This window comes from Microbacterium sp. B35-04 (genome assembly GCF_010634885.1).
Classification (GTDB): Bacteria; Actinomycetota; Actinomycetes; order Actinomycetales; family Microbacteriaceae; genus Microbacterium.
This window is the reverse complement of sequence record NZ_MWLP01000021.1, coordinates 50,880-70,185: the sequence shown is the minus strand read 5'-3', so window position 1 is coordinate 70,185 and position 19,306 is coordinate 50,880. Positions and strand designations below refer to the sequence as shown.

Genomic DNA, 19,306 nt, shown 5'->3' with positions numbered 1-19,306 from the left:
GAAGAGGAGAGTATGCACCGCACGATCGGCGTCAACACGTGGGTGTGGACCTCGCCACTGACCGATGAGACCCTGGCCGAGCTCGCGCCGAAGATCGCGCGCATGGGCTTCGGGGCGATCGAGCTCCCGCTCGAGAACGCGGGGGACTGGGATGCCGGCCGCACCGGTGATCTGCTCGAGTCGCTGCAGCTGCGGCCCGTCGTGATCGGCGCGATGGGACCCGGCCGCTCGCTCGTGGATCGCGCGGGCAACGTCGCAGCCACTCAGGCCTACCTGCGCACCTGCCTCGCCGCAGCGCGCCGGGTGGGGGCATCCGTCGTCGCCGGTCCCTTCTATGCCCCGACGGGCGTGACCTGGCGCATGACCGGCGACGAGCGCACCGAGGTGGTCGCCCAGCTGCGGCGCAACATCGAGCCGCTGGTGGAAGAGGCCGCAGCGGCTGGGCTCGCGCTCGCCGTCGAGCCGTTGAACCGCTATGAGACGAGCGTGATCAACACCGTCGAGCAAGGGCTCGACGCGCTGGCGCCGCTGCTCGGCAGCGGACTCGGACTGGCGCTCGACACATACCACCTCAACATCGAGGAGAAGCGCCCGGAGGCTGCCATCCGGTCGGCCGCCGGCCGCATCGCACACGTGCAGGTGTGCGGGAGCGATCGCGGACCGGTGGGCGATGACCACACCGATTGGCCGGGGACGCTGGCGGCGCTGGACGAAGCCGGGTATGAAGGCATCCTGGGGCTGGAGAGCTTCACGGGCGAGAACGCCACGATCGCCGTGGCCGCGTCGGTCTGGCGCCCGCTCGCGTCGAGTCAGGACGACCTGGCGGAGCGGTCGCTCAGGTACCTCACGGCGCTCCAGGCACAGCAGCACTGACCGTCGCACGACTCGAGGAGGAGTCCATGGCCGAGCACCCCGTCACCCTGTTCACCGGGCAATGGGCCGACCTGCCGTTCGAGGAGGTGGCGCGGCTCGCGGCGTCGTGGGGGTACGACGGGCTCGAGATCGCGGCATCCGGCGATCATCTGGATCTGAAGCGCGCCGACGAGGATGACGCGTACGTCGCCTCGCGGCGGGAGATCCTCGACCGGTACGGTCTCAGGGCCTTTGCCATCTCGAACCACTTGGCAGGTCAGGCGGTGTGCGATGCCCCGATCGACTTCCGCCATCAGGCGATCCTGCGCGACTACGTGTGGGGCGACGGCGATGCCGAGGGCGTGCGACAGCGAGCCGCCGACGACATGAAGCGCGCCGCGCGGGTGGCGCGCAAACTCGGGATCGACGTGGTGGTCGGGTTCACCGGGTCGTCGATCTGGCCGTACCTCGCCATGTTCCCGCCGGTGCCGGCGGACGTGATCGAGCGCGGCTTCGAGGATTTCGCAGCCCGCTGGAACCCGATCCTGGACGTCTTCGACGCGGAGGGCGTGCGCTTCGCGCACGAGGTGCACCCCGGCGAGATCGCCTACGACTACTGGAGCTCGGTGCGCGCCCTCGAGGCGATCGGGCACCGCGAGGCGTTCGGCTTCAACTGGGACCCGTCGCACATGATGTGGCAGAACATCGATCCCGTGGGGTTCATCTGGGACTTCCAGGACCGCATCTATCACGTGGACTGCAAAGACACGCGGATGCGGCCGCGCAACGGCCGTGCGGGCGTGCTCGGCTCGCATCTGCCCTGGGGCGACCCGCGACGCGGCTGGGACTTCGTCTCGACCGGGCACGGCGATGTGCCGTGGGAGGATTCGTTCCGCGCGCTCGATGCGATCGGCTACACCGGCCCCATCTCGATCGAATGGGAGGACGCCGGCATGGACCGACTGCACGGGGCCGCGCAGGCGGTCGAGTTCGTGCGGTCGCTGCTGTGGAAGGCGCCGGACGCCTCGTTCGATGCCGCCTTCTCGAACCAATAGATTCTCAGCCACACAGGTCCTCAACCACACAGGTCCTCAGCCACACAGGTCCTCAGCCACACAGGGGAGTACATGTCCATCGAGCACACCGTCGTCTTCCGGCTGGTCCACGCGCCCGGGTCCGAGGAGGAGCGGGAGTTCGTGGAAACCGGCCGGCGCACGCTGACCGCCATCCCCGGCGTCACCGAGTTCGCCGTGAACCGCCAGGTGAGCCCGAAGAGCGAGCTCACCCATCAGTTCACGATGGTGTTCGCCGACCAGGACGCCTACGACGCCTACAACACGCATCCGTCGCACGTCGACTTCGTCGAGAACCGGTGGGTGCCGGAGGTCGAGGCGTTCCAGGAGTACGACTTCATCCGGATCTGAACCGTCCGTCCTCTTGCGAGGAATCGCAGTACTCGCCAGTATGGTAATCATCGAGCAGGCGCAGGATCACGCTCGCCTGCTTGTGCACAGACCATACTGACCGGTCTGCGCCTCGTGTCGGCAACGTTGCCAGAGAGAGGTTCCCATGCCCGAGATCGGGATCGGCTTCCACACGGATGCCTTCAACTCCAGCCACAAGTCCTTCGAGCAGGCGCTCGTGTGGGCGCAGGAGAACGATGTGCACTACATCGAGCCGGGGGTGATCGAGGGGGCGTGCTGGATCCATGGCCTCGGGTACTTCCCCCACATCTCGCTGCTGGAGGACCCTGTGCTGCTGCGCCGCAAGATGGAGGGCTACGGCGTCGAGTTCTCGCAGATCGATGCGGCATATCCACTGTCGGGCCTCGACGGCATGAGCGTCGGTGTCCCGTACGTCCAGAAGGCGATCTCGTGGGCGTCGCTCGCGGGGTGTCCCCGTGTTGCGACCACCGACGGGCTCCACAAGCCCGAAGGGCTCACGGACCGCGAAGCGCTCGACCTCATGAAGCGCAGTTACGGCGAGATCATCCGCGTGGCAGAGGCTCATGAGGTGACCGTCACCATCGAGGTGCACGGCTACTTCACCACGAGGGCCGAATCGCTTGGCGAGATGCTCGACTTCTGCGGCGACAGCCCGTGGCTGCGACTCAACCTCGACACCGGCAACACGTTCATCGCCGGCAACGACCCGGTCGAGTTCGCCGGCCGCTTCCTCGACAAGATCCACCACGTTCACATCAAGGACGTCTCGGAGTCGCTGGCCGCCGCCGTGCGCGGCGGGGCGACCGGCATCGCCATCAGCCACGTCGCCGCCGGTGACGGGGTCAATGCCGACAACATCCGCGTGATCCTGCGGCAGCTCGCCGATCGGGGGTTCGACGGCGTCCTGAGCATCGAGTGCGAGGGGCAGGGAGGCCCGATGCTCGCCGACTCGCTCGCGTGGCTGCGCCGGGAGATCGCCCACGTGGGCTTCACCGAGCGCGTGCCGTTGCTCGCGTCGCCTGCCGCACTGGTGTGACGGTGCGGGATGCCCGGCGCCGGCGCACACGCCTGGCCGCCGGCATCCGCCCCGGTCGTGACGGGCTGCGGTAGCTGTACCGGCCGGTATGGGTGGGTAGGGTGAGCACATGACCCCCGCCGCAGGCCTCGCGAAGCCCGAGGAGCTCGCCGTCGCCGCCCTGGACCTGTTCTCGGTGCACAGCATCGACCGCGTGAGCATGGACGACATCGCGGCGGCCGCCGGGGTGACCAAGGGAAGTCTCTACTGGCACTACTCGTCGAAGAAGGACGTCATCCTCGCGGCATGCCGCGCCTACTACGCCCGGTGGCGCGCTGACATGACGGCCGTCCGAGAGTCGGCCTCGACGCCGCTCGAGCAGCTGCGTGCGGCGGTCGCCTTCTCGGTGCACAGCTGTCTGTTCGATGCGGGCAACCGCGTCTTCACGACAGAGGTGGTCGCGCAGTCGATCGTCGACTCCGACGTGCGAGCAAGCTGGGCGGCGTTCCTCGACGAGACCGAGCGGCTGTTCCTCGGGCTCGTGCACCGAGCCGTCGGCGCCGGCGAGATCGCCTGCCACGACGTGGACGGCGCGGTCGCCCTGCTGCTGGCGGCGATGGAGGGACTGAAGCAGCTCGTGCTCTTCCGCCCGCACGAGGCGCTCCCCGAGTACGAGGCGCGGGCGGTCGAGCGACTGCTGTCGCTCGTCGGCGTCGTCATGACGGCGCCCTAGGGTCGACCGCACCCGGTGCGGACATCGGTGGCGAGCCGGTTCAGGAGGCCGGGCGCTCGCCCAGGGTGAGGGCGTGCAGCAAGCGCGTGAGATTCAGGATGTCGTCGACCGGCCACTCCTCGAGGGCATCGACGAGCAGGCTCTCCTGCGGCGCGCGCGCTTCGGCGAGGCGCTCCAGTCCGAACCGGGTGGGGGAGAGCAGGCTCGACCGGCCGTCATCGGGGTCGGGGGTGCGCTCGATAAGGCCGAGCTGCTCGAGCTCTCGCACCGTCCGGCTGATCTGGCCCTTGTCGGCCGTCAGCGCCTCCGCCAGCGCCGAGAGGGTGATGCCCTCGCGGCGCACGATCGTGGTGAACACCTTGTAGGCGCCGGGCAGCATGCCCGGGCTCACGCGGTTCGCATTCTCGGTGATGATCCGCCGGAAGCGGTTGATCAGCTCGCCGAACTCCGCCTCGAGGGCGCGCACCGCTTCGGTGCGCGCCGCTCGAGTGTCGGGGGAGGTCATCGTGTTCGACACTAGCGCCGGGTGGACCGGGCCTCGTCGGCCGCGTGGCTCGCCTGCTCGGGCGTAGCGGATGCGGAGGACTCGGCCTGGGTCTTCACCGTCGCCGTGGCGGTCAGTGCGTCCATGCCCTCGGCGACCGAGACGGTCGCGAGGTCGGCCTCGCTGGCCTGCACGCGCTCGCTCGTCGTCATGCGGGTGAGCGGCTGGTTCGGCAGGAAGATGATCGCGATCAGGCTGATCACTGCGAGCGGCACGGCGATCAGGAACGAGTGGGCGATGGACTGGGCGTAGATGTCCTCGACGATCACGCGGATCGCCTCGGGCAGCGCCGACACCTGCGGGATGGTGCCCGACTGGAGCTGCGCAGCGATGGCGGCGCCCTTCTCTCCGAGCGTCATGATGGCCGCGCCGATCTCGTCCGTGCGCTGCGCGAACAGGTCGGTGGCGGATGTCGCCAATGCGGCTCCCATCACCGAGACGCCGATCGTGCCGCCCAGGCTGCGGAAGAACGTGACACCCGAGCTCGCGACGCCGATCTCGCTCGGCTTGGCGGTGTTCTGCACGATGAGCACGAGGTTCTGCATCGTCATGCCGACGCCCGCGCCGAGCAGGAACATGTACAGCGAGACCAGCACGAAGTTGGTGTCGTACTCGATCGTGGACAGCAGGAACGACCCGGCGATGAGCAGCACGCCGCCGACGATCAGGTACGGCTTCCAGTGGCCGTGCTTGGTGACGAGGCCGCCGATCACGATCGACGCCAGCAGCAGTCCGCCGATCATCGGGATGGTCATCAGACCGGCCTCGGTCGGCGTGGCGCCGCGGGCGAGCTGCATGTACTGGCTGAGGAACACCGAGGTGCCGAACATCGCGATGCCGATCGAGATCGATGCGATGACCGCGAGCGTGAACGTGCGATTGCGGAACATCGTCAGGGGGATCAGCGGCTCCTTGGAGCGCAGCTCGACGATCACGAACACCACGGCGGCGAGGAGTGCCCCGCCGACCATGAGGATCGTCTCGATGCTCCACCAGTCGTAGTCCTTGCCGGCGTTGGTGACCCAGATGAGCAGCAGCGACACGGCGGTCGAGAGCAGCACGATGCCGAAGTAGTCGATGCGCGCCTTCACCTTCGGACGCGACGGCAGGTGCAGCGTGCGCTGCATCATGACGAGCGCGGCGACGGCGAACGGCAGTGCGATGAAAAAGTTCCAGCGCCAGTCGATGGTGTCGGTGATGAGGCCGCCGAGGAGCGGGCCGCCGACGGTGGCGACGGCCATCACCGCTCCGAACAGGCCCATGTATCGGCCGCGCTCGCGCGGGCTGATGATGTCGGCCATGATGACCTGGCTGAGCGCGGCGAGACCGCCGGCGCCGATGCCCTGCACGGCGCGGAAGGCGATGAGCGTGCCGGGGTCCTGCGAGAAGCCCGCGGCGGCGGTGGCCAGCACGAAGATCACGATGGCGATCTGGATCAGCAGCTTGCGGTTGAAGAGGTCGGCGAGCTTGCCCCAGACGGGTGTCGAGATGGCCGTGGTCAGCAGGGTCGCGGTGACGACCCAGGTGAACGCCGCCTGGTCGCCGCCCAGGTCGTGGACGATGACGGGCAGCGAGGTCGAGACGACGGTCGACGCGAGCATCGACACGAACATGCCGAGCAGCAGACCGGTGAGCGCCTGCAGCACCTGGCGGTGATGGCGCTTCTCGTCGGCATTCGTGCTGCCGGCGGCGGGGTCCGTGCTGCCGGCGGAGGCAGTGGCAACCGGCCCGGTCGCGGGGGTGGACGTAGCCATAGGAATCCTTCTCGCTGGTGTTGATTCGAGGATGTGCGGCGACGGCGGCGCAAGAGTGGTTGACGTAGGTCAACAGTTGATATGGGTCAACTATACGCCGATGGTTGACGTGCGTCAACTATCGGTGCGCGAGAAGGTCAGATGCGCATGCCGCCGAGGCTCAGGCGGAAATCGCGGAGCGTTCGGCGGAGCGGATGATCCACTCGACGCCGAGGGTGAAGAGCTCGCGATCCTCGAGAGCGAGCAGCTGTGGCGAGATCTGCGCGATGTGGGGGTGGTTGACGGGGTCGACCAGCAGAGGGCCCTCGAACCACGGGCTGGAGCTCGAGGGTGAGGGGGAGCCGCGCTCGGTCCGCGCCCGCGCGACGCCGGCGGCGGACGACAGGACGTGCGTCGCCATCAGGGCGTAATGCTGCACGAGGTCTTCATCCTCAAGGCCTGCCCGTGAGAAGGCGTCCAGCATGAACTCGATCGCATCGAGTTCGCCCGGCCCGTGCGTGGTGAGCACGATGGCCTCCTGGCCGACGGCCGGGTAGCGCGAGAGCTCGTTGAGCGTGGCGGATGCCAGCTGGCGCAGGCGGTCCTGCCAGTCTTCTGGCGGCGCGGTCACGGCGGCGAGGCTGCGCACCGTGAGCTCGTCGAGCAGTGCGCCCATCAGGTCGTCCTTGCTGCGGAAATGCCGGTAGACGGCGGTCGGATCGGTGCCGAGCTTGGCGCCCAGCTCCCTGATGGAGAGCGTCGTCGAGCCGGTGGTCTCGGCGAGCTCCAGCCCGGCCGCGATGATCATCGCTCGATCCAGGCGCCTGCCGCCGGACTTCTCGGACGTCGCTCCGCTGCGTGCCGCCATGATCCCCGCTTTCACCGTCGCCGTCCATCGTTCCACGGAGCCGCGGCTCGACGCCGTGACGCGCCCAGCATACCGGTGGTGTCATCAATGTGGTCAACAGCGTTGACATCGGCGATGACGTCAGTCTATCGTCGAGCAACCCCGCTCGATGACGAAGGAGAGGTCCCGTGGCCGCTGCCGTTCCTGACGACGCACAGACGCCGTTCGCAGACACCGTGTTCACCGGAGGCGCGCTGTTCAGCTCCGACCTCGTGACTGCGGGCAGCCGCGAGGCGCTGACGGGTCTCGCCGTCGCGGTGCGCGACGGGCGCATCGCCGCGGTGTGCAGCGAGGAAGCGGCATCCGTCCTCATCGGTCCCGACACCGAGGTCGTCGACCTCGCCGGCGCATTGCTGGCGCCGGGCTTCCAGGACGCGCACATCCACCCGATGTCGGGCGGCGTCGAACTGCTGCAGTGCAACCTCACGGGCTCCGAGGACGCCGCCGATGCCCTTGCCACGATCGCCCGCTACGCCGCGGAGAATCCCGATGCCGAATGGATCGTCGGCGGCGGGTGGTCGATGGATCACTTCGCCAGCGGCGCACCGCTGCGGGGCGCGCTCGACGCCATCGTTCCCGACCGGCCTGTGCTGCTCGCGAGCCGCGACCACCATTCATCGTGGGCGAACACCGCGGCCATGCGCCTGGCAGGCATCGATGCCGCGACCGCCGACCCCGCCGACGGACGCATCGAGCGCGAGGCGGACGGGTTTCCTGCGGGCACCTTCCACGAGGGCGCCTCCGACTTCTTCGCCGCCGTGCGCCCGACCGTCTCCGAGGACCTCGCGTACGCCGGGCTGCTGCGGGCGCAGCGAGACCTGCTCGCACAGGGCATCACGGGATGGCAGGACGCGCTCGTCGGCGACTTCCCGGGAATCGCCGGCGGACTCGCGTCCTACCGGCGCGCGCTCGCCGAGGGCACGCTCAAGGCGCACGTCGTCGGCGCGCAGTGGTGGGAGCGAGCCGACGGCATCGAGCAGCTGGAGGACATGATCCGCCTCCGTGACGAGATCGCCGAGCTCGGTCGCGAGGACCGGTTCTCGCTCACCTCCATCAAGTTCATGGTCGACGGCGTCGCCGAGAACCACACGGCCGCGATGCTTGAGCCGTACCGCGACGGTCACGGGCACGACACCGAGAATCGCGGGCTGTCGTTCATCCCCGCCGAGAAGCTGCGCGAGTACGCGATCGCGGCTGATGCCGCCGGCTTCCAGCTGCACTTCCACGCCCTCGGCGACCGCGCCGTCCGAGAGGCGCTCGACGCGGTCGAGGCGGCGGCCGCGGCGAACGGCGACACAGACGGGCGTCACCACCTCGCGCACATCCAGGTCATCGACGAGACCGATGTACCGCGTTTCGCGGCGGTCGGGGCGGTCGCGAACATGCAGCCACTGTGGGCATGTCACGAAGACCAGATGGACGACCTGACCCTGCCGTTCCTCGCCGAGTCGGCGGCATCCCGTCAGTACCCGTTCGGCGATCTGCGGCGCGCCGGCGTACGCCTCGCCGGCGGCAGCGACTGGCCCGTCTCGAGCGCCGATCCGCTCGCCGGTGTGCACATCGCCGTCAACCGGGTCGCGCCGCTGTCGGATGCCGAGCCGCTGGGCGGCGCGCACCAGCGGCTGGATCTCGCGACGGCGCTCGCCGCGTACACGTCCGGCACCGCCTACGTGAACCACCGCGACCACGACACCGGGTTGGTCCGCGCCGGCTACCTCGGGAACCTGGTCGTCGTCGAGCCCAACCCGTTCGCCGTCCCCGCCGAGGAGCTGTACGCGTGTCAGGTCGTCTCGACGTGGATCGACGGTGAGCGCGTCTACGCCCGCGACGAGGCGTCGCCGACCGCCGACAGCCCGGATGCCTCCGACCTGGGCAACCCCGCCATAGGGACGCCCGTCCCGAGCCTCCACTGACGGACGACGCGCCGTCCCCGATCGTTCTCCACCCGACACCGACGTCCGTACCCGAGGAGCACCATGATCCCCACTCGACGCACCACCCGTCGATCCGCCGTCCATCGCCTCGGCGCTCTGGCAGCCGCCGGTCTCGTGGGCGCGCTCGTCCTCTCGGCGTGCACCCCGGCCGAGGCCGAGCCCGATGCGACTGCCGCGCCCGAGTGGGAGCTCACCGCCCAGACGGCTGCGCCGTCCGGTGACATCGACTCGTTCACCTGGGTGAGCTATTCCGAGCCGTACTCCCTCGACTACGCCTACGCGTTCGACTACGCCGACAACCAGGTGCTCGCGAACGTGTGCGAGTCGCTGCTGCGCCTCAATCCCGACTACACGCTGTCGCCGGGCCTCGCGGAGTCGTTCGAGCATCCGACGCCCGAGACGTGGGTCTATACGATCCGTGAGGGCGTCACCTTCCACGACGGCACGCCGCTCGCCGCCGCCGACGTCGTCACGTCGATGAGCCGCCACCTCGACCCGGAGGTCGGCTCGTCGTGGTACTCGGCGTACCAGAACGTCGCCGCGATCGAGCAGACCGGCGAGCGCGAGGTGACCGTGACGATGACACGGCCCGACTCCCAGTTCAACCTCGCGATGGGCGGCTCGGCCGGCGTCGTCGAGTCGGCCGCGTCGCTGGCCGAGAAGGGCGCCGACTACGGCAACTCCACCGGCCTCGTGAACTGCACCGGGCCCTTCGAGCTGACCGCCTGGAAGCCCGGCGAATCGGTGACGCTGACGCGGTACGACGACTACTGGGACGAGGCGCTGCGCGCGCGGGCGGGCGAGGTCGAGGTGCTCTTCATGACCGACCCCAACGCCCGGGTCAACGCCCTGAAATCCGGTGAGGTGGACGGCGGCTGGATGATCCCGCCCGACGCGATCGCGCAGCTGCAGGGCTCCGGCAAGGGCGACGTCTACTTCGGGCTCAACACGGCCGTCGGCAGTCTGATCGTGAGCGATCTCGAAGGCCCGCTCGGTGACGATCGCGTGCGCGAGGCCCTGCTCCTGGCGATGGACCGGCAGGGGATCCTGGATGCCGCGGTCCAGGGCTACGGCGAGGTCACGAACGCGCTCACCACCGAGTCGGTGTGGGTGGGTGCGAGCGGAGCGGCGTTGGACGACGCGTTCGACGGGCTCGAGGAGTATCCGTACGACCTCGAAGCGGCGAAGAAGCTCATCGACGACGCGGGCGTGGCAGGTGAGGAGATCGTCATCGCGACGGCACCTCTGGGCAACGACTTCGCCGTGATCTCGCAGGGTGCGGCCGCGGCCGCGCAGGCGATCGGGCTGAAGTCGACGATCCAGACCGTGAGCCCGAGCGCCTACACCGCCCTGTTCTCGGACCCGGCCGCGCGCGACGGCGTCGACCTCTTCTACACCTCCTGGTATCTCTCGAGCCCCGACCCTCTCGAGATGTACGGCGTGCTGCGAACGGGGGAGTTCAGCAACTACGGCGGCTGGAGCGATCCGGACTTCGATGCGCTCGTCGACGAGGCCGTCGCGATCGACGACCCGGCGCAGCGCAGCGAGATCACGGCTCAGGCGCAGCGCATCGCGAACGAGCAGCTGCCCTGGCTGCCGCTGTTCGAGGGGCCGATGACCGTGTTCCTGAGCGACCGCGTGACCGGCGTGGCACCGTCGGTGGCGTTCCTCTACTACCCGTGGGCGGCGACCATTGGCTCGCGGTGACCTGAGCGGGGGCCTGGCGCTGGGTGCCGGGCCCCGTCTGGCCTCGTTCGCGGACGGCGTCGCATCATGACCGCCGTCCGCCGGATCGCCGGCAAGCTCGGAGGTCTGCTCCTCACGCTGTTCCTGGCATCCGTCCTCGTGTTCTTCTCGCGGTTCCTGGTGCCGGGCGACCCCGTCGCGTTCCTGCTGCGCGGGCGCAAGCCGAGCCCCGAGGCGGTGGCGCAGATCACCGCGCAGTACGGACTCGACCTGCCGCCGTGGCAGCAGTACCTGACGTGGGTGGGCGGGCTCCTGCACGGTGATCTCGGCCGCTCGCTGCAGTACCGGCAGGACGTCACCGTCGTGCTCGGCGAGCGCCTGCCGGTCACGCTCGGCCTCGTCGTCATGGCAGGCACGATGATCGCGGTCGTCGGACTGACCGCGGGCGCGCTCGCCGCACTCTCGCGGGGGCGGGTCGCCGACCGCTCGATCCTGATCGGGCTCACCGTGCTCGGCGCCGTCCCATCGTTCGTCGGCTCGATCGTGCTCATCGCGGTGTTCGCCGTGCAGCTCGGCTGGTTCCCCTCGTTCGGCTCGGGCGACGGCTTCTGGGACACGGTGTACCACCTGGTGCTGCCGTCCATCGCGCTCGCGATCGTGTTCGTCGTGCTCGTGGGCAAGGTGACCCGCTCGTCGATGATCGACCAGCTCGGCCGCGAGCACGTCGAGGTGGCGATCAGCCGCGGCATCAGACGCGGCACCGTGGTCCGTCGCCACGTCTTCCGCAACGCCGTCGGCCCGATTCTGACGGTGAGCGGGATGCTCGTGGCCGGCCTTCTCGTGTCGAGCTCCATCGTCGAAGCGGCCTTCGGCCTCGCCGGCATCGGCTCGCTGCTGGTGCAGTCGGTCGACCGCCTCGACTTCCCGGTCGTGCAGGCGATCGTCCTCCTCGTCGTCACCGCGTTCGTGCTCGTCAACGCCGTGATCGACGTCCTCGAACCCTGGATCGACCCTCGATCCGCTGCCGGAGCCGGTGCCCGATGACCTCCACGACCCCGCCGCCCGCGACCGGCGCGCCGAGCGCAGCGTCGAAGCGCACGAGCCCCGCGACACTCGCCGTCGGTGTGCTGCGAGCGCCTCGCCGGCGGCGCGCCGGCCTCACCCTGGCGATCGCGCTGGGCGTCGTCGCGGCGATGACGCTGGCCGCGATCTTCGCGCCTTTCCTCGCCCCGTACAACCCCGACGCCGTCGACTTCGCCGCGGTCAACGCCGGGCCGAGCGCCGCGCACTGGCTCGGCACCGACAGCCTGGGACGCGACACGCTCAGCCGCCTGATCTACGGTGCGCGCACGGCGCTGCTCGGGCCGCTCCTCGTGGTGATCGCGTCGACCGTGCTCGGCATCCTTCTCGGCCTGATCGCGGGCTGGCGCGGCGGCTGGATCGATGCCGCACTCGGCCGCGTGTTCGACGTGCTCTTCGCCTTCCCGTCGCTTCTCATCGCCATCATGGCCGTGGCGCTCTTCGGCAAGGGCCTGGTGGCGCCGGTCATCGCCATGAGCATCGCGTACGCGCCTTTCGTGGCACGCCTGACGCGGTCGCTCGTCGCTGCCGAGCGGACCCGGCCGTATGTCGCGGCCTACCGCGTGCAGGGGTTCTCCGGACCATGGATCGCACTGCGCCGTGTGCTGCCGAACGTCACCCCGATCGTCGGCGCGCAGTCGACGCTGAACTTCGGCTACGTCCTGGCGGAGCTCGCGGCGCTGTCGTTCCTCGGTCTCGGCGTGCAGCCGCCGACCGCCGACTGGGGCGCGATGATCAACGAGGCGCAGGCCGGGCTCATCGGCGGGCACTTCCTGCCCGCGATCGTGCCGGCGGTCGCCGTGGTCGTGGTCGTCGTGGCGGTCAACATCATCGGGGAAGAGGTCTCCGACCGCATCGGAGGGGAGATCCCGGCATGAACGCACACGATTCCGTCGCCGAGCCGGCCGCCACAGGTATCCCCGAAGCGCCTGCGGTGCACGGTGAGGCCCTGCTCGGCATCCGTGATCTGACGCTCGACCTCGCCGACGGCACGCGGCTGCTTCACGGCATCTCGCTCTCGGTCGCCGCGGGTGAGACGGTCGGGCTCGTCGGCGAGTCCGGCTCGGGCAAGTCGCTCACGGCCCGCACCGTGCTCGGGCTCCTTCCCCCGCGCGCCGTCACCACCGGCGACGTCGTGCTCGGCGGGGCGGGCGTGCTGACGGCCACCGCCCCCCAACTGCGGGGGCTCCGCCGGCACGGCGCCGCGATGATCTTCCAGGACCCGCGCGCCGGCATCAACCCGATGCGCACCATCGGCGACCACCTGACCGAGGCGCTGCGGCTGGCCGAGGGGTGGTCGGCGGATGCCGCGAGAGCACGCGCCGTCGAACTGCTCACCGCCGTGCGCCTGCCGCGCCCCGAGGAGCACCTGCGCCAGTATCCGCACGAGTTCTCAGGCGGCATGCTGCAGCGCGTCATGATCGCGGGTGCGCTCACCACGTCGCCGCGACTGCTGGTGTGCGATGAGCCCACCACCGCCCTGGACGTCACGACGCAGGCCGAGATCATCGGCGTGCTCAGCGAGCAGCGCGCACGCCGGGGCATGGGCATGCTGTTCATCACACACGACCTCAACCTCGCGTCCTCGCTCTGCGACCGCGTCTACGTGATGAGCGGCGGACACATCGTCGAGCAGGGGCGTGCACACGACGTGCTGCGCGACCCACAGGCGGAGTACACCCGCCGGCTCGTCGCCGCGACCCCGACGCTCTTCGGCAGCGCCCCGGTGTCTCGCGCGGCGGAGGGAACCGCGCCTCCGCGCGACGTGCCTGCCGCGACCGATGGACGGAGTCCGCTGCGGACGGACCCTTGGCCCCTCGGGGAGCGCTCCGACCACGTCCCGACTGCGCTGTCGGGGCCAACGGCGCCGGCCACGCCGATGCTCGCGGCGTTCGGGATCTCGAAGACGTATCACCGCCGCGGGAAGGAGCCGGTGCACGCGGTGATCGAGGCTTCGATCACCGTGCCGCGTGGCGGTGCACTCGGTGTGGTGGGGGAGTCGGGATCGGGCAAATCGACGCTGGCGCGCCTGGTCGTGGGCCTCGAGAGCGCCGACGGCGGCGACATCCGCATCGATGGCCGTGCACGGACGGCGGTCCCCCGCGGCCGCCGGGAGCGACTGGCGCACGCGCGCAGCGTGCAGATGGTGTTCCAGGACCCCTATCTGTCGCTGGATCCGCGCATCACGGCCGGCCGCGCGATCGAGGACGCCCTACGCCTGCACGGCGGCACCGGCAGCGAGAGGCGACTCAGCGCGTCCGAGTCTCGCACGCGTGTACGGGACCTGCTCGCGCAGGTGGGCCTGGGGGAGAAGCACGCCGCGGCGCGGCCGCGCACCCTCTCGGGAGGACAGCGGCAGCGCGTCGCGATCGCGCGCGCCCTCGCGATCGAGCCGGGCGTGCTGGTGATGGACGAGGCGACCAGCGCGCTCGACGTCTCGGTGCAGGCGCAGGTGCTCGACCTGGTCGACCACATTCGGCGGGAGCGCGGTCTGACGGTGCTGTTCATCAGCCACGACCTGGCCGTCGTCCGGAGGGTGTGCGATGAGACGGTCGTGATGCGCCGCGGCGAGATCGTCGAGCGGGGACGCACGGACGAACTGCTCGCCGACCCGCAGCACGAGTACACGCGGCTGCTCATCGACTCCGTGCCGAAGCCCGGCTGGGATCCGGAGCAGGCGGGCGCAGAGGTCGAGCATGCAGGCATCGATGCCCAGGGCTCGGACGGGGTCGCCGACGACGATGCGGAAGCCGCGTCGGTGGATGCGGCGAAGGTCGAGGCGTCGGGACAGGCACGGTGAGCGGCGGGCCGTCGTCGCGCGGCACGGTCGGTTCGAGGAGTATGGAGGCGTGTTCAGCGTCGAACTGATTCCGGATGCCGAGCTCGACCGCGCGGTCCGGGATGACTGGGATCGACTGCTCGCGGCCGATCTGCCGAGCTCGGGGCGCAATCCCGCACCCAGCAACCGTCCGCACCTGACGCTCGCGGTGCGGGACCGGCTCGATCCATCGGCGTTCGACGGTATCGCTGACCTGCTCCCCATCACCCTGGAGCTCGCAGGAGTCGTGCTCCTCGGCCATCGGGACCGGTACGTGCTCGCGCGGCATGTCGTCGTGAGCGCGCCGCTCCTGGCGATCCACCGCGTCGTCGCAGAGATCGCCGGTCGACCCGAGCCGCGGTACTCGAACACCGGGATCGACCGGTGGACGCCGCACATCACTCTGGCGCGGGGACTCACCGCCCCGCGACTGGCGACGGCGATGCGGTTGATGAAAGCGCCGAACTTCGTCGGGCAAGCGACAGGAGCGCGGATCTGGGACGCCGATGCGCGGCGTGTGACCACGCTGCGATGAGGAACCGGCTCAGCCGGGCACGGCAGCCGGATCAGTCGGCGAGGGCGAGCGCGCGGAACGGCTCACGCGGCGCGGCAGGCGGGTGCGGCATCCGTTCCGCCTGCTGTCGTGAGCGCGTCGTGCGCAGGTACAGCTCGTCGATGAGGGCGGTGGCGAGGCGCACGAGTTTCGCGATCTCGGCTTCGTCGCGATCGACCCACGCGCAGCGCGGCTCGTCGCCGACGGGCACGAAGCCGTCGTGCTGCTCCCAGGCGACGAGGGTGCGCTCGGCGCCGAGCACGTGCTGCTGCCACCACACCTGCCGCAGGTAGGAGCGCGGGATGCTGCGCCAGGCCTTGTTCGTCGTCTTGATCTCGGCGAGGATGATGCGCCCCGACGCGTCGACGGCGATGCCGTCGGGGGTCGCGAGGTGGCGCTTCTCGACGACGGCGTGGAAGAGCGCCGACGAGGGCTGGATGCCGTGGGTCGCGGCGACCCACCCGGCGATCTCGGGCTCACGCGCACGGCCGTGCGCGGTGTAGGCGTTGCCCGAGAAGCCCGAGCCGAGGAGCTTGGCGTCGGCGGCACGGCCGATGGCGCGGTCGGAGGTCAGGCTCGCAACGTCGGTCGCGGTGATGCCGCGCGACCGTGCGCGCACCCAGGCGACGCGATCCCGCGAGTCCGCAACGATGCGGGCGGCGACGTCCGGGGCGTGCGCCGCGAGCGCCGAAGTGCGTGCGGCGGCGTGCTCGGGGTTCACCCTCCGAGGCTACGCCGCCGACCCGACATCCGCCGCCTGCGACGCACCTGGAACGCCGGGTCGCCGACCGTCCGGCCGATGACGCGCGCCAGGCGCGCGAGAGCCTGTCAACGGCTGCGCTTCGGCCGGTATGTCCGTCCGAGGCTGCGTTCGGCGCCTTCGTAGATCTCGGCCAGCTCCCAGTCGTAGCGACGCCCGCCGGGGACATCGAAGATGCGGGTGCCGTCACCGAGGAACACCGGTGCGACGAACACCTGCAGTTCGTCGATGAGGTCGTGCTCGAGCGCCTGGCGGGCGATGTCCGCGCTGATGATCTGCACGTCCTTGTCGCCCGCGATCTCCTGCGCCCGGCGGATCGCCTCGACGACGCTGCAGTTCAACGCGACGACGGAGGCGTCGTCTGCGATCTCGTGAGGACGGTGCGTGAGGATGAACTCCGTCCCCGACCATGCGCCGCCGTAGGCCTCGGAGGTCATCTCGTCGCGCTCGCCCTGCTGGGCCTTCGCCGCGTCGTAGCCGTCTCTCCCGGCGATGATCACGCCGACCTCGGCCGCCATGCGCTCGGTCGCGCCCGGCGCCATCGGCTCCGCTGCCGACAACCAGCCCATGTCATGGTCTGGCCCGGCGATGAAACCGTCGAGCGAACAGGTGAATCCCCACGCGACTTTGCCCATATCGGAACCTCACGATGTCGGCAGCGAGAACTCCCGCCGCTCGGATGTCGACCAGCCTCCTCAGACCCTATCGAGCCGGTCCGCATCGCGCATGGGGCCCGCACGCCGTGCCGCTCCTCGGCGCCGCCGGACCGCCACAGGGGTTGCGCTCGGCGGTGGCGGTGGCATCCTCGGGATCATGAGCACCATCACGTCAGACGAATTCCGCGCGTTCCCGGGTGTCGAGGACTGGCGTCCCCGCGTGACCGGCGCCTTCGCCCTGTTCCGCACCGGCAGCTTCGCGGCCGGGGCGCAGCTGTTCGCAGCGATCGCCGACCTCGCCGAGGCGGCCGACCACCATCCCGACGTCGACGTGCGCTTCGCCACCGTGCGCGTACGGCTGCTCACCCATTCGGCGGGCGGGCTGACGGCGAAGGATGCCGCGCTCGCCGCGCAGATCTCCCAGGCGGCCCGCGAGCTCGACATCCGCGCAGAGACCGAGCGGATGCAAGACCTGATGCTCGCGGTGGCGACACCCGATCCCCGTGCCGCGCTGGCGTTCTGGAAGGCCGCGACGGGCTTTCGCGAAGTGCGCGACGGCGTGCTGTTCGACGCCGACGGACGGGGTCCTCTGATCTGGTTCCAGCCCGTCGACAAGCCGCTGCGCGGCAGGTCCCACCTCGACGTGAACGCTCCCCGCGACGTGATCGAGAAGCGCCTGGAGGCTGCGCTCGCCGCCGGCGGAGTGATCGTCGACGACTCCCACGCGCCCGAGTGGTGGACCCTGGCGGATGCCGACGGCCACAAGGTCGACCTCTGCCCCTGGCGCGAGTAGCTGACGGCCACAGGTCGACGTGCCCCTGGCGGCGAGCAGCGGCGGCGCGTCGGTCGCAGGAAGGTGCGTCAGAAGGCGGCGGCGCCTGCCTCCGCAACCGTCTGGTCCTGGTCGCCCGATCCGCCGCTGACGCCCACCGCGCCCACGACGGCGCCGTCGCGGGAGAGGGGGACGCCGCCGGCGAAGATCGCGACCTTGCCGCCGTTGGTGGCGTGGATGCCGTAGAACTGCTGCGTCGGCTGAGAGTTGTCACCGAGGGTCTTCGTCTCGATGTCGAACGCACGTGAGGTCCAGGCCTTGTTGATCGAGATGTTCACGCTCCCGATCCATGCGCCGTCCTGACGGACGTGGGCGACCAGGTTGCCTCCCGCGTCGACCACGGCGATGTTCATGGGCTGGCCGATCTCGTCGGCGCGCTTCTCTGCGGCGGTGATGACGCGACGGGCGTCATCGAGGGTGACGGACATGGTGGTGTTCCTTTCGTCGGCGAGCGGATGCCTCGACCGAGGAATCCGCTCGTTGTCAGGTGGACTGGATGTACCCGTTGGGATTCAGCACGTACTTCTTGGCGGCGCCCTGGTCGAAATCGGCATACCCCTGCGGGGCGTCCTCGAGTCCGATGGCGGTGGCGCCGACGGCATCGGCGATCGCGACCTTGTCGTGGAGGATCGCCATCATGAGGCGGCGGTTGTAGCGCATGACAGGGCACTGGCCGGTGGTGAAGGAGAGCGACTTCGCCCAGCCGAGGCCGAGCCGCAGCGACAGCGACCCGACTTTCGCGGCCTCGTCGATGCCGCCGGGGTCGCCGGTGACGTACAGACCCGGGATGCCGAGCGCGCCGCCCGCCGCGGTCAGGTCCATGAGCGAGTTGAGCACCGTGGCGGGTGCTTCGTGCGTGGCATCCGCTCCGTGTCCGCGCGCTTCGAACCCGACGGCGTCGACGCCGCTGTCGACCTCGGGCACACCGAGGATCTGCTCGATCTGATCCTTCGGGTCGCCCTTCGACACGTCGACGGTCTCGCACCCGAACGAGCGCGCACGGGCAAGGCGGTCCTCGTTCAGATCGCCCACGATGACCACCGCCGCACCCAGCAGCTGTGCTCCCACCGCAGCGGCGAGGCCGACGGGTCCGGCGCCCGCAATATAGACGGTCGATCCCGGGCCGACGCCGGCGGTGTACGCGCCGTGGAACCCGGTGGGGAAGATGTCGGAGAGCATGGTGAGGTCGAGGATCTTCTCGAGAGCCTGGTCGCGGTCGGGGAAGACCAGCAGATTCCAGTCGGCGTACGGTACGAGCACGTACTCCGCCTGGCCGCCGACCCAACCGCCCATATCGACGTAGCCGTAGGCGCTCCCCGGACGGTCGGGGTTGACGTTGAGGCAGATGCCGGTCTTGCCCTCCTTGCAGTTGCGGCAGCGGCCGCATGCGATGTTGAAGGGCACCGAGACGATGTCGCCGACCTTGACGAACTCGACGTCGGGGCCGACTTCGACGACCTCACCGGTGATCTCATGGCCGAGCACGAGCCCTGCAGGTGCCGTCGTGCGGCCGCGCACCATGTGCTGGTCCGAACCGCAGATGTTCGTGCTCACGGTCTTGAGGATCGCGCCGTGCGGCACCTTCCTGCCGACGTTCGCCGGGTTGACGCCCGGCCCGTCCTTCAGCTCGAACTCCGGGTAATCCGTGTCGATGACCTCGACCTCGCCGGGGCCCTTGTAGGCGACGGCCCTGTTGCTGGACATCTTCGTCCTCTCCGTCGTGCGACGGACATCGTCGTGCGACTCTGTCGTGCTGGG

The 19,306-nt window shown here is 69.9% G+C and carries 19 protein-coding genes; 12 read left to right on the top strand and 7 right to left on the bottom strand.

Annotation, left to right across the window (positions count from 1 at the left end):
* Window positions 1–12 precede the first annotated feature (12 nt).
* From B1729_RS06280 to B1729_RS06260, 5 genes are all read left to right on the top strand, one after another.
* The gene (locus B1729_RS06280; protein ID WP_163619930.1) at window positions 13–873 is read left to right on the top strand and encodes a sugar phosphate isomerase/epimerase; all 861 of its coding nucleotides are present in this window, start codon (window positions 13–15) and stop codon (window positions 871–873) included.
* Window positions 874–899: 26 nt separating this feature from the next.
* Entirely contained in the window at window positions 900–1,907 is a 1,008-nt protein-coding gene (locus tag B1729_RS06275; protein ID WP_163619929.1) for a sugar phosphate isomerase/epimerase, read from the top strand.
* 72 nt (window positions 1,908–1,979) lie between these two features.
* The gene (locus B1729_RS06270; protein ID WP_163619927.1) at window positions 1,980–2,276 is read left to right on the top strand and encodes a Dabb family protein; all 297 of its coding nucleotides are present in this window, start codon (window positions 1,980–1,982) and stop codon (window positions 2,274–2,276) included.
* 145 nt (window positions 2,277–2,421) lie between these two features.
* Window positions 2,422–3,333: a sugar phosphate isomerase/epimerase gene (locus B1729_RS06265; protein WP_163631365.1), complete on the top strand. Its 912-nt coding sequence runs from the start codon at window positions 2,422–2,424 to the stop codon at window positions 3,331–3,333.
* A gap of 109 nt (window positions 3,334–3,442) precedes the next feature.
* Window positions 3,443–4,045, top strand: coding sequence for a TetR/AcrR family transcriptional regulator (locus B1729_RS06260; RefSeq protein ID WP_163631363.1), 603 nt, complete (start codon window positions 3,443–3,445; stop codon window positions 4,043–4,045).
* Between the two features lie 40 nt (window positions 4,046–4,085).
* On the opposite strand, the gene B1729_RS06255 is transcribed toward B1729_RS06260, so the two are convergent.
* From B1729_RS06255 to B1729_RS06245, 3 genes are all read right to left on the bottom strand, one after another.
* Entirely contained in the window at window positions 4,086–4,550 is a 465-nt protein-coding gene (locus B1729_RS06255; RefSeq protein WP_163631361.1) for a MarR family transcriptional regulator, read from the bottom strand.
* Window positions 4,551–4,561: 11 nt separating this feature from the next.
* Complete coding sequence (locus B1729_RS06250) at window positions 4,562–6,343, bottom strand: MDR family MFS transporter (RefSeq protein ID WP_163631359.1); 1,782 nt, start codon at window positions 6,341–6,343, stop codon at window positions 4,562–4,564.
* 160 nt (window positions 6,344–6,503) lie between these two features.
* Window positions 6,504–7,190, bottom strand: a complete 687-nt coding sequence (locus B1729_RS06245; RefSeq protein WP_163619917.1) for a TetR family transcriptional regulator — start codon at window positions 7,188–7,190, stop codon at window positions 6,504–6,506.
* Between the two features lie 167 nt (window positions 7,191–7,357).
* Between B1729_RS06245 and B1729_RS06240 the strand changes: the two genes are divergently transcribed.
* The 6 genes from B1729_RS06240 (at window position 7,358) to B1729_RS06215 (ending at window position 15,282) form a co-directional block, all read left to right on the top strand.
* The gene (locus tag B1729_RS06240; RefSeq protein ID WP_204318875.1) at window positions 7,358–9,142 is read left to right on the top strand and encodes an amidohydrolase; all 1,785 of its coding nucleotides are present in this window, start codon (window positions 7,358–7,360) and stop codon (window positions 9,140–9,142) included.
* Window positions 9,143–9,205: 63 nt separating this feature from the next.
* Complete coding sequence (locus B1729_RS06235) at window positions 9,206–10,870, top strand: ABC transporter substrate-binding protein (RefSeq protein WP_163631357.1); 1,665 nt, start codon at window positions 9,206–9,208, stop codon at window positions 10,868–10,870.
* Window positions 10,871–10,936: 66 nt separating this feature from the next.
* Window positions 10,937–11,893 carry an ABC transporter permease gene (locus B1729_RS06230; RefSeq protein WP_163619914.1) on the top strand — a complete coding sequence of 319 codons (957 nt, stop codon included), beginning with the start codon at window positions 10,937–10,939 and terminating at the stop codon, window positions 11,891–11,893.
* Entirely contained in the window at window positions 11,890–12,807 is a 918-nt protein-coding gene (locus tag B1729_RS06225) for an ABC transporter permease (RefSeq protein ID WP_163619913.1), read from the top strand. Before B1729_RS06230 ends, B1729_RS06225 begins: the two co-directional genes overlap by 4 nt.
* Window positions 12,804–14,729, top strand: coding sequence for an ABC transporter ATP-binding protein (locus B1729_RS06220; protein ID WP_163631355.1), 1,926 nt, complete (start codon window positions 12,804–12,806; stop codon window positions 14,727–14,729). The genes B1729_RS06225 and B1729_RS06220 overlap by 4 nt, the downstream gene beginning before the upstream one ends.
* A 49-nt stretch (window positions 14,730–14,778) precedes the next feature.
* Window positions 14,779–15,282: a 2'-5' RNA ligase family protein gene (locus B1729_RS06215; RefSeq protein WP_163631353.1), complete on the top strand. Its 504-nt coding sequence runs from the start codon at window positions 14,779–14,781 to the stop codon at window positions 15,280–15,282.
* 31 nt (window positions 15,283–15,313) lie between these two features.
* On the opposite strand, the gene B1729_RS06210 is transcribed toward B1729_RS06215, so the two are convergent.
* Entirely contained in the window at window positions 15,314–16,021 is a 708-nt protein-coding gene (locus B1729_RS06210; RefSeq protein WP_163619907.1) for a YqaJ viral recombinase family protein, read from the bottom strand.
* A 107-nt stretch (window positions 16,022–16,128) separates the two neighbouring features.
* Window positions 16,129–16,695 carry a dihydrofolate reductase family protein gene (locus B1729_RS06205; RefSeq protein WP_163619905.1) on the bottom strand — a complete coding sequence of 189 codons (567 nt, stop codon included), beginning with the start codon at window positions 16,693–16,695 and terminating at the stop codon, window positions 16,129–16,131.
* Between the two features lie 178 nt (window positions 16,696–16,873).
* On the opposite strand from B1729_RS06205, the gene B1729_RS06200 reads away from it, so the two are divergent.
* Window positions 16,874–17,509 carry a VOC family protein gene (locus tag B1729_RS06200; RefSeq protein WP_163619903.1) on the top strand — a complete coding sequence of 212 codons (636 nt, stop codon included), beginning with the start codon at window positions 16,874–16,876 and terminating at the stop codon, window positions 17,507–17,509.
* Window positions 17,510–17,577: 68 nt separating this feature from the next.
* Here B1729_RS06200 and B1729_RS06195 read toward each other — a convergent pair whose 3' ends face one another.
* Window positions 17,578–17,976: a heme-binding protein gene (locus B1729_RS06195; RefSeq protein ID WP_163619901.1), complete on the bottom strand. Its 399-nt coding sequence runs from the start codon at window positions 17,974–17,976 to the stop codon at window positions 17,578–17,580.
* Between the two features lie 55 nt (window positions 17,977–18,031).
* Window positions 18,032–19,252, bottom strand: coding sequence for a formaldehyde dehydrogenase, glutathione-independent (fdhA, locus tag B1729_RS06190; protein ID WP_163619899.1), 1,221 nt, complete (start codon window positions 19,250–19,252; stop codon window positions 18,032–18,034).
* Between the last annotated feature and the right edge of the window lie 54 nt (window positions 19,253–19,306).

Excerpts from the sequence above, each read along its gene's own strand:
- B1729_RS06280 (WP_163619930.1), top strand. The coding sequence starts at position 13 with ATGCACCGCACGATCGGCGTCAACACGTGGGTGTGGACCTCGCCACTG.
- B1729_RS06275 (WP_163619929.1), top strand. The coding sequence starts at position 900 with ATGGCCGAGCACCCCGTCACCCTGTTCACCGGGCAATGGGCCGACCTG.
- B1729_RS06270 (WP_163619927.1), top strand. The coding sequence starts at position 1,980 with ATGTCCATCGAGCACACCGTCGTCTTCCGGCTGGTCCACGCGCCCGGG.
- B1729_RS06265 (WP_163631365.1), top strand. The coding sequence starts at position 2,422 with ATGCCCGAGATCGGGATCGGCTTCCACACGGATGCCTTCAACTCCAGC.
- B1729_RS06260 (WP_163631363.1), top strand. The coding sequence starts at position 3,443 with ATGACCCCCGCCGCAGGCCTCGCGAAGCCCGAGGAGCTCGCCGTCGCC.
- B1729_RS06255 (WP_163631361.1), bottom strand. The coding sequence starts at position 4,550 with ATGACCTCCCCCGACACTCGAGCGGCGCGCACCGAAGCGGTGCGCGCC.
- B1729_RS06250 (WP_163631359.1), bottom strand. The coding sequence starts at position 6,343 with ATGGCTACGTCCACCCCCGCGACCGGGCCGGTTGCCACTGCCTCCGCC.
- B1729_RS06245 (WP_163619917.1), bottom strand. The coding sequence starts at position 7,190 with ATGGCGGCACGCAGCGGAGCGACGTCCGAGAAGTCCGGCGGCAGGCGC.
- B1729_RS06235 (WP_163631357.1), top strand. The coding sequence starts at position 9,206 with ATGATCCCCACTCGACGCACCACCCGTCGATCCGCCGTCCATCGCCTC.
- B1729_RS06230 (WP_163619914.1), top strand. The coding sequence starts at position 10,937 with ATGACCGCCGTCCGCCGGATCGCCGGCAAGCTCGGAGGTCTGCTCCTC.
- B1729_RS06225 (WP_163619913.1), top strand. The coding sequence starts at position 11,890 with ATGACCTCCACGACCCCGCCGCCCGCGACCGGCGCGCCGAGCGCAGCG.
- B1729_RS06220 (WP_163631355.1), top strand. The coding sequence starts at position 12,804 with ATGAACGCACACGATTCCGTCGCCGAGCCGGCCGCCACAGGTATCCCC.
- B1729_RS06205 (WP_163619905.1), bottom strand. The coding sequence starts at position 16,695 with ATGGGCAAAGTCGCGTGGGGATTCACCTGTTCGCTCGACGGTTTCATC.
- B1729_RS06200 (WP_163619903.1), top strand. The coding sequence starts at position 16,874 with ATGAGCACCATCACGTCAGACGAATTCCGCGCGTTCCCGGGTGTCGAG.
- B1729_RS06195 (WP_163619901.1), bottom strand. The coding sequence starts at position 17,976 with ATGTCCGTCACCCTCGATGACGCCCGTCGCGTCATCACCGCCGCAGAG.
- fdhA (WP_163619899.1), bottom strand. The coding sequence starts at position 19,252 with ATGTCCAGCAACAGGGCCGTCGCCTACAAGGGCCCCGGCGAGGTCGAG.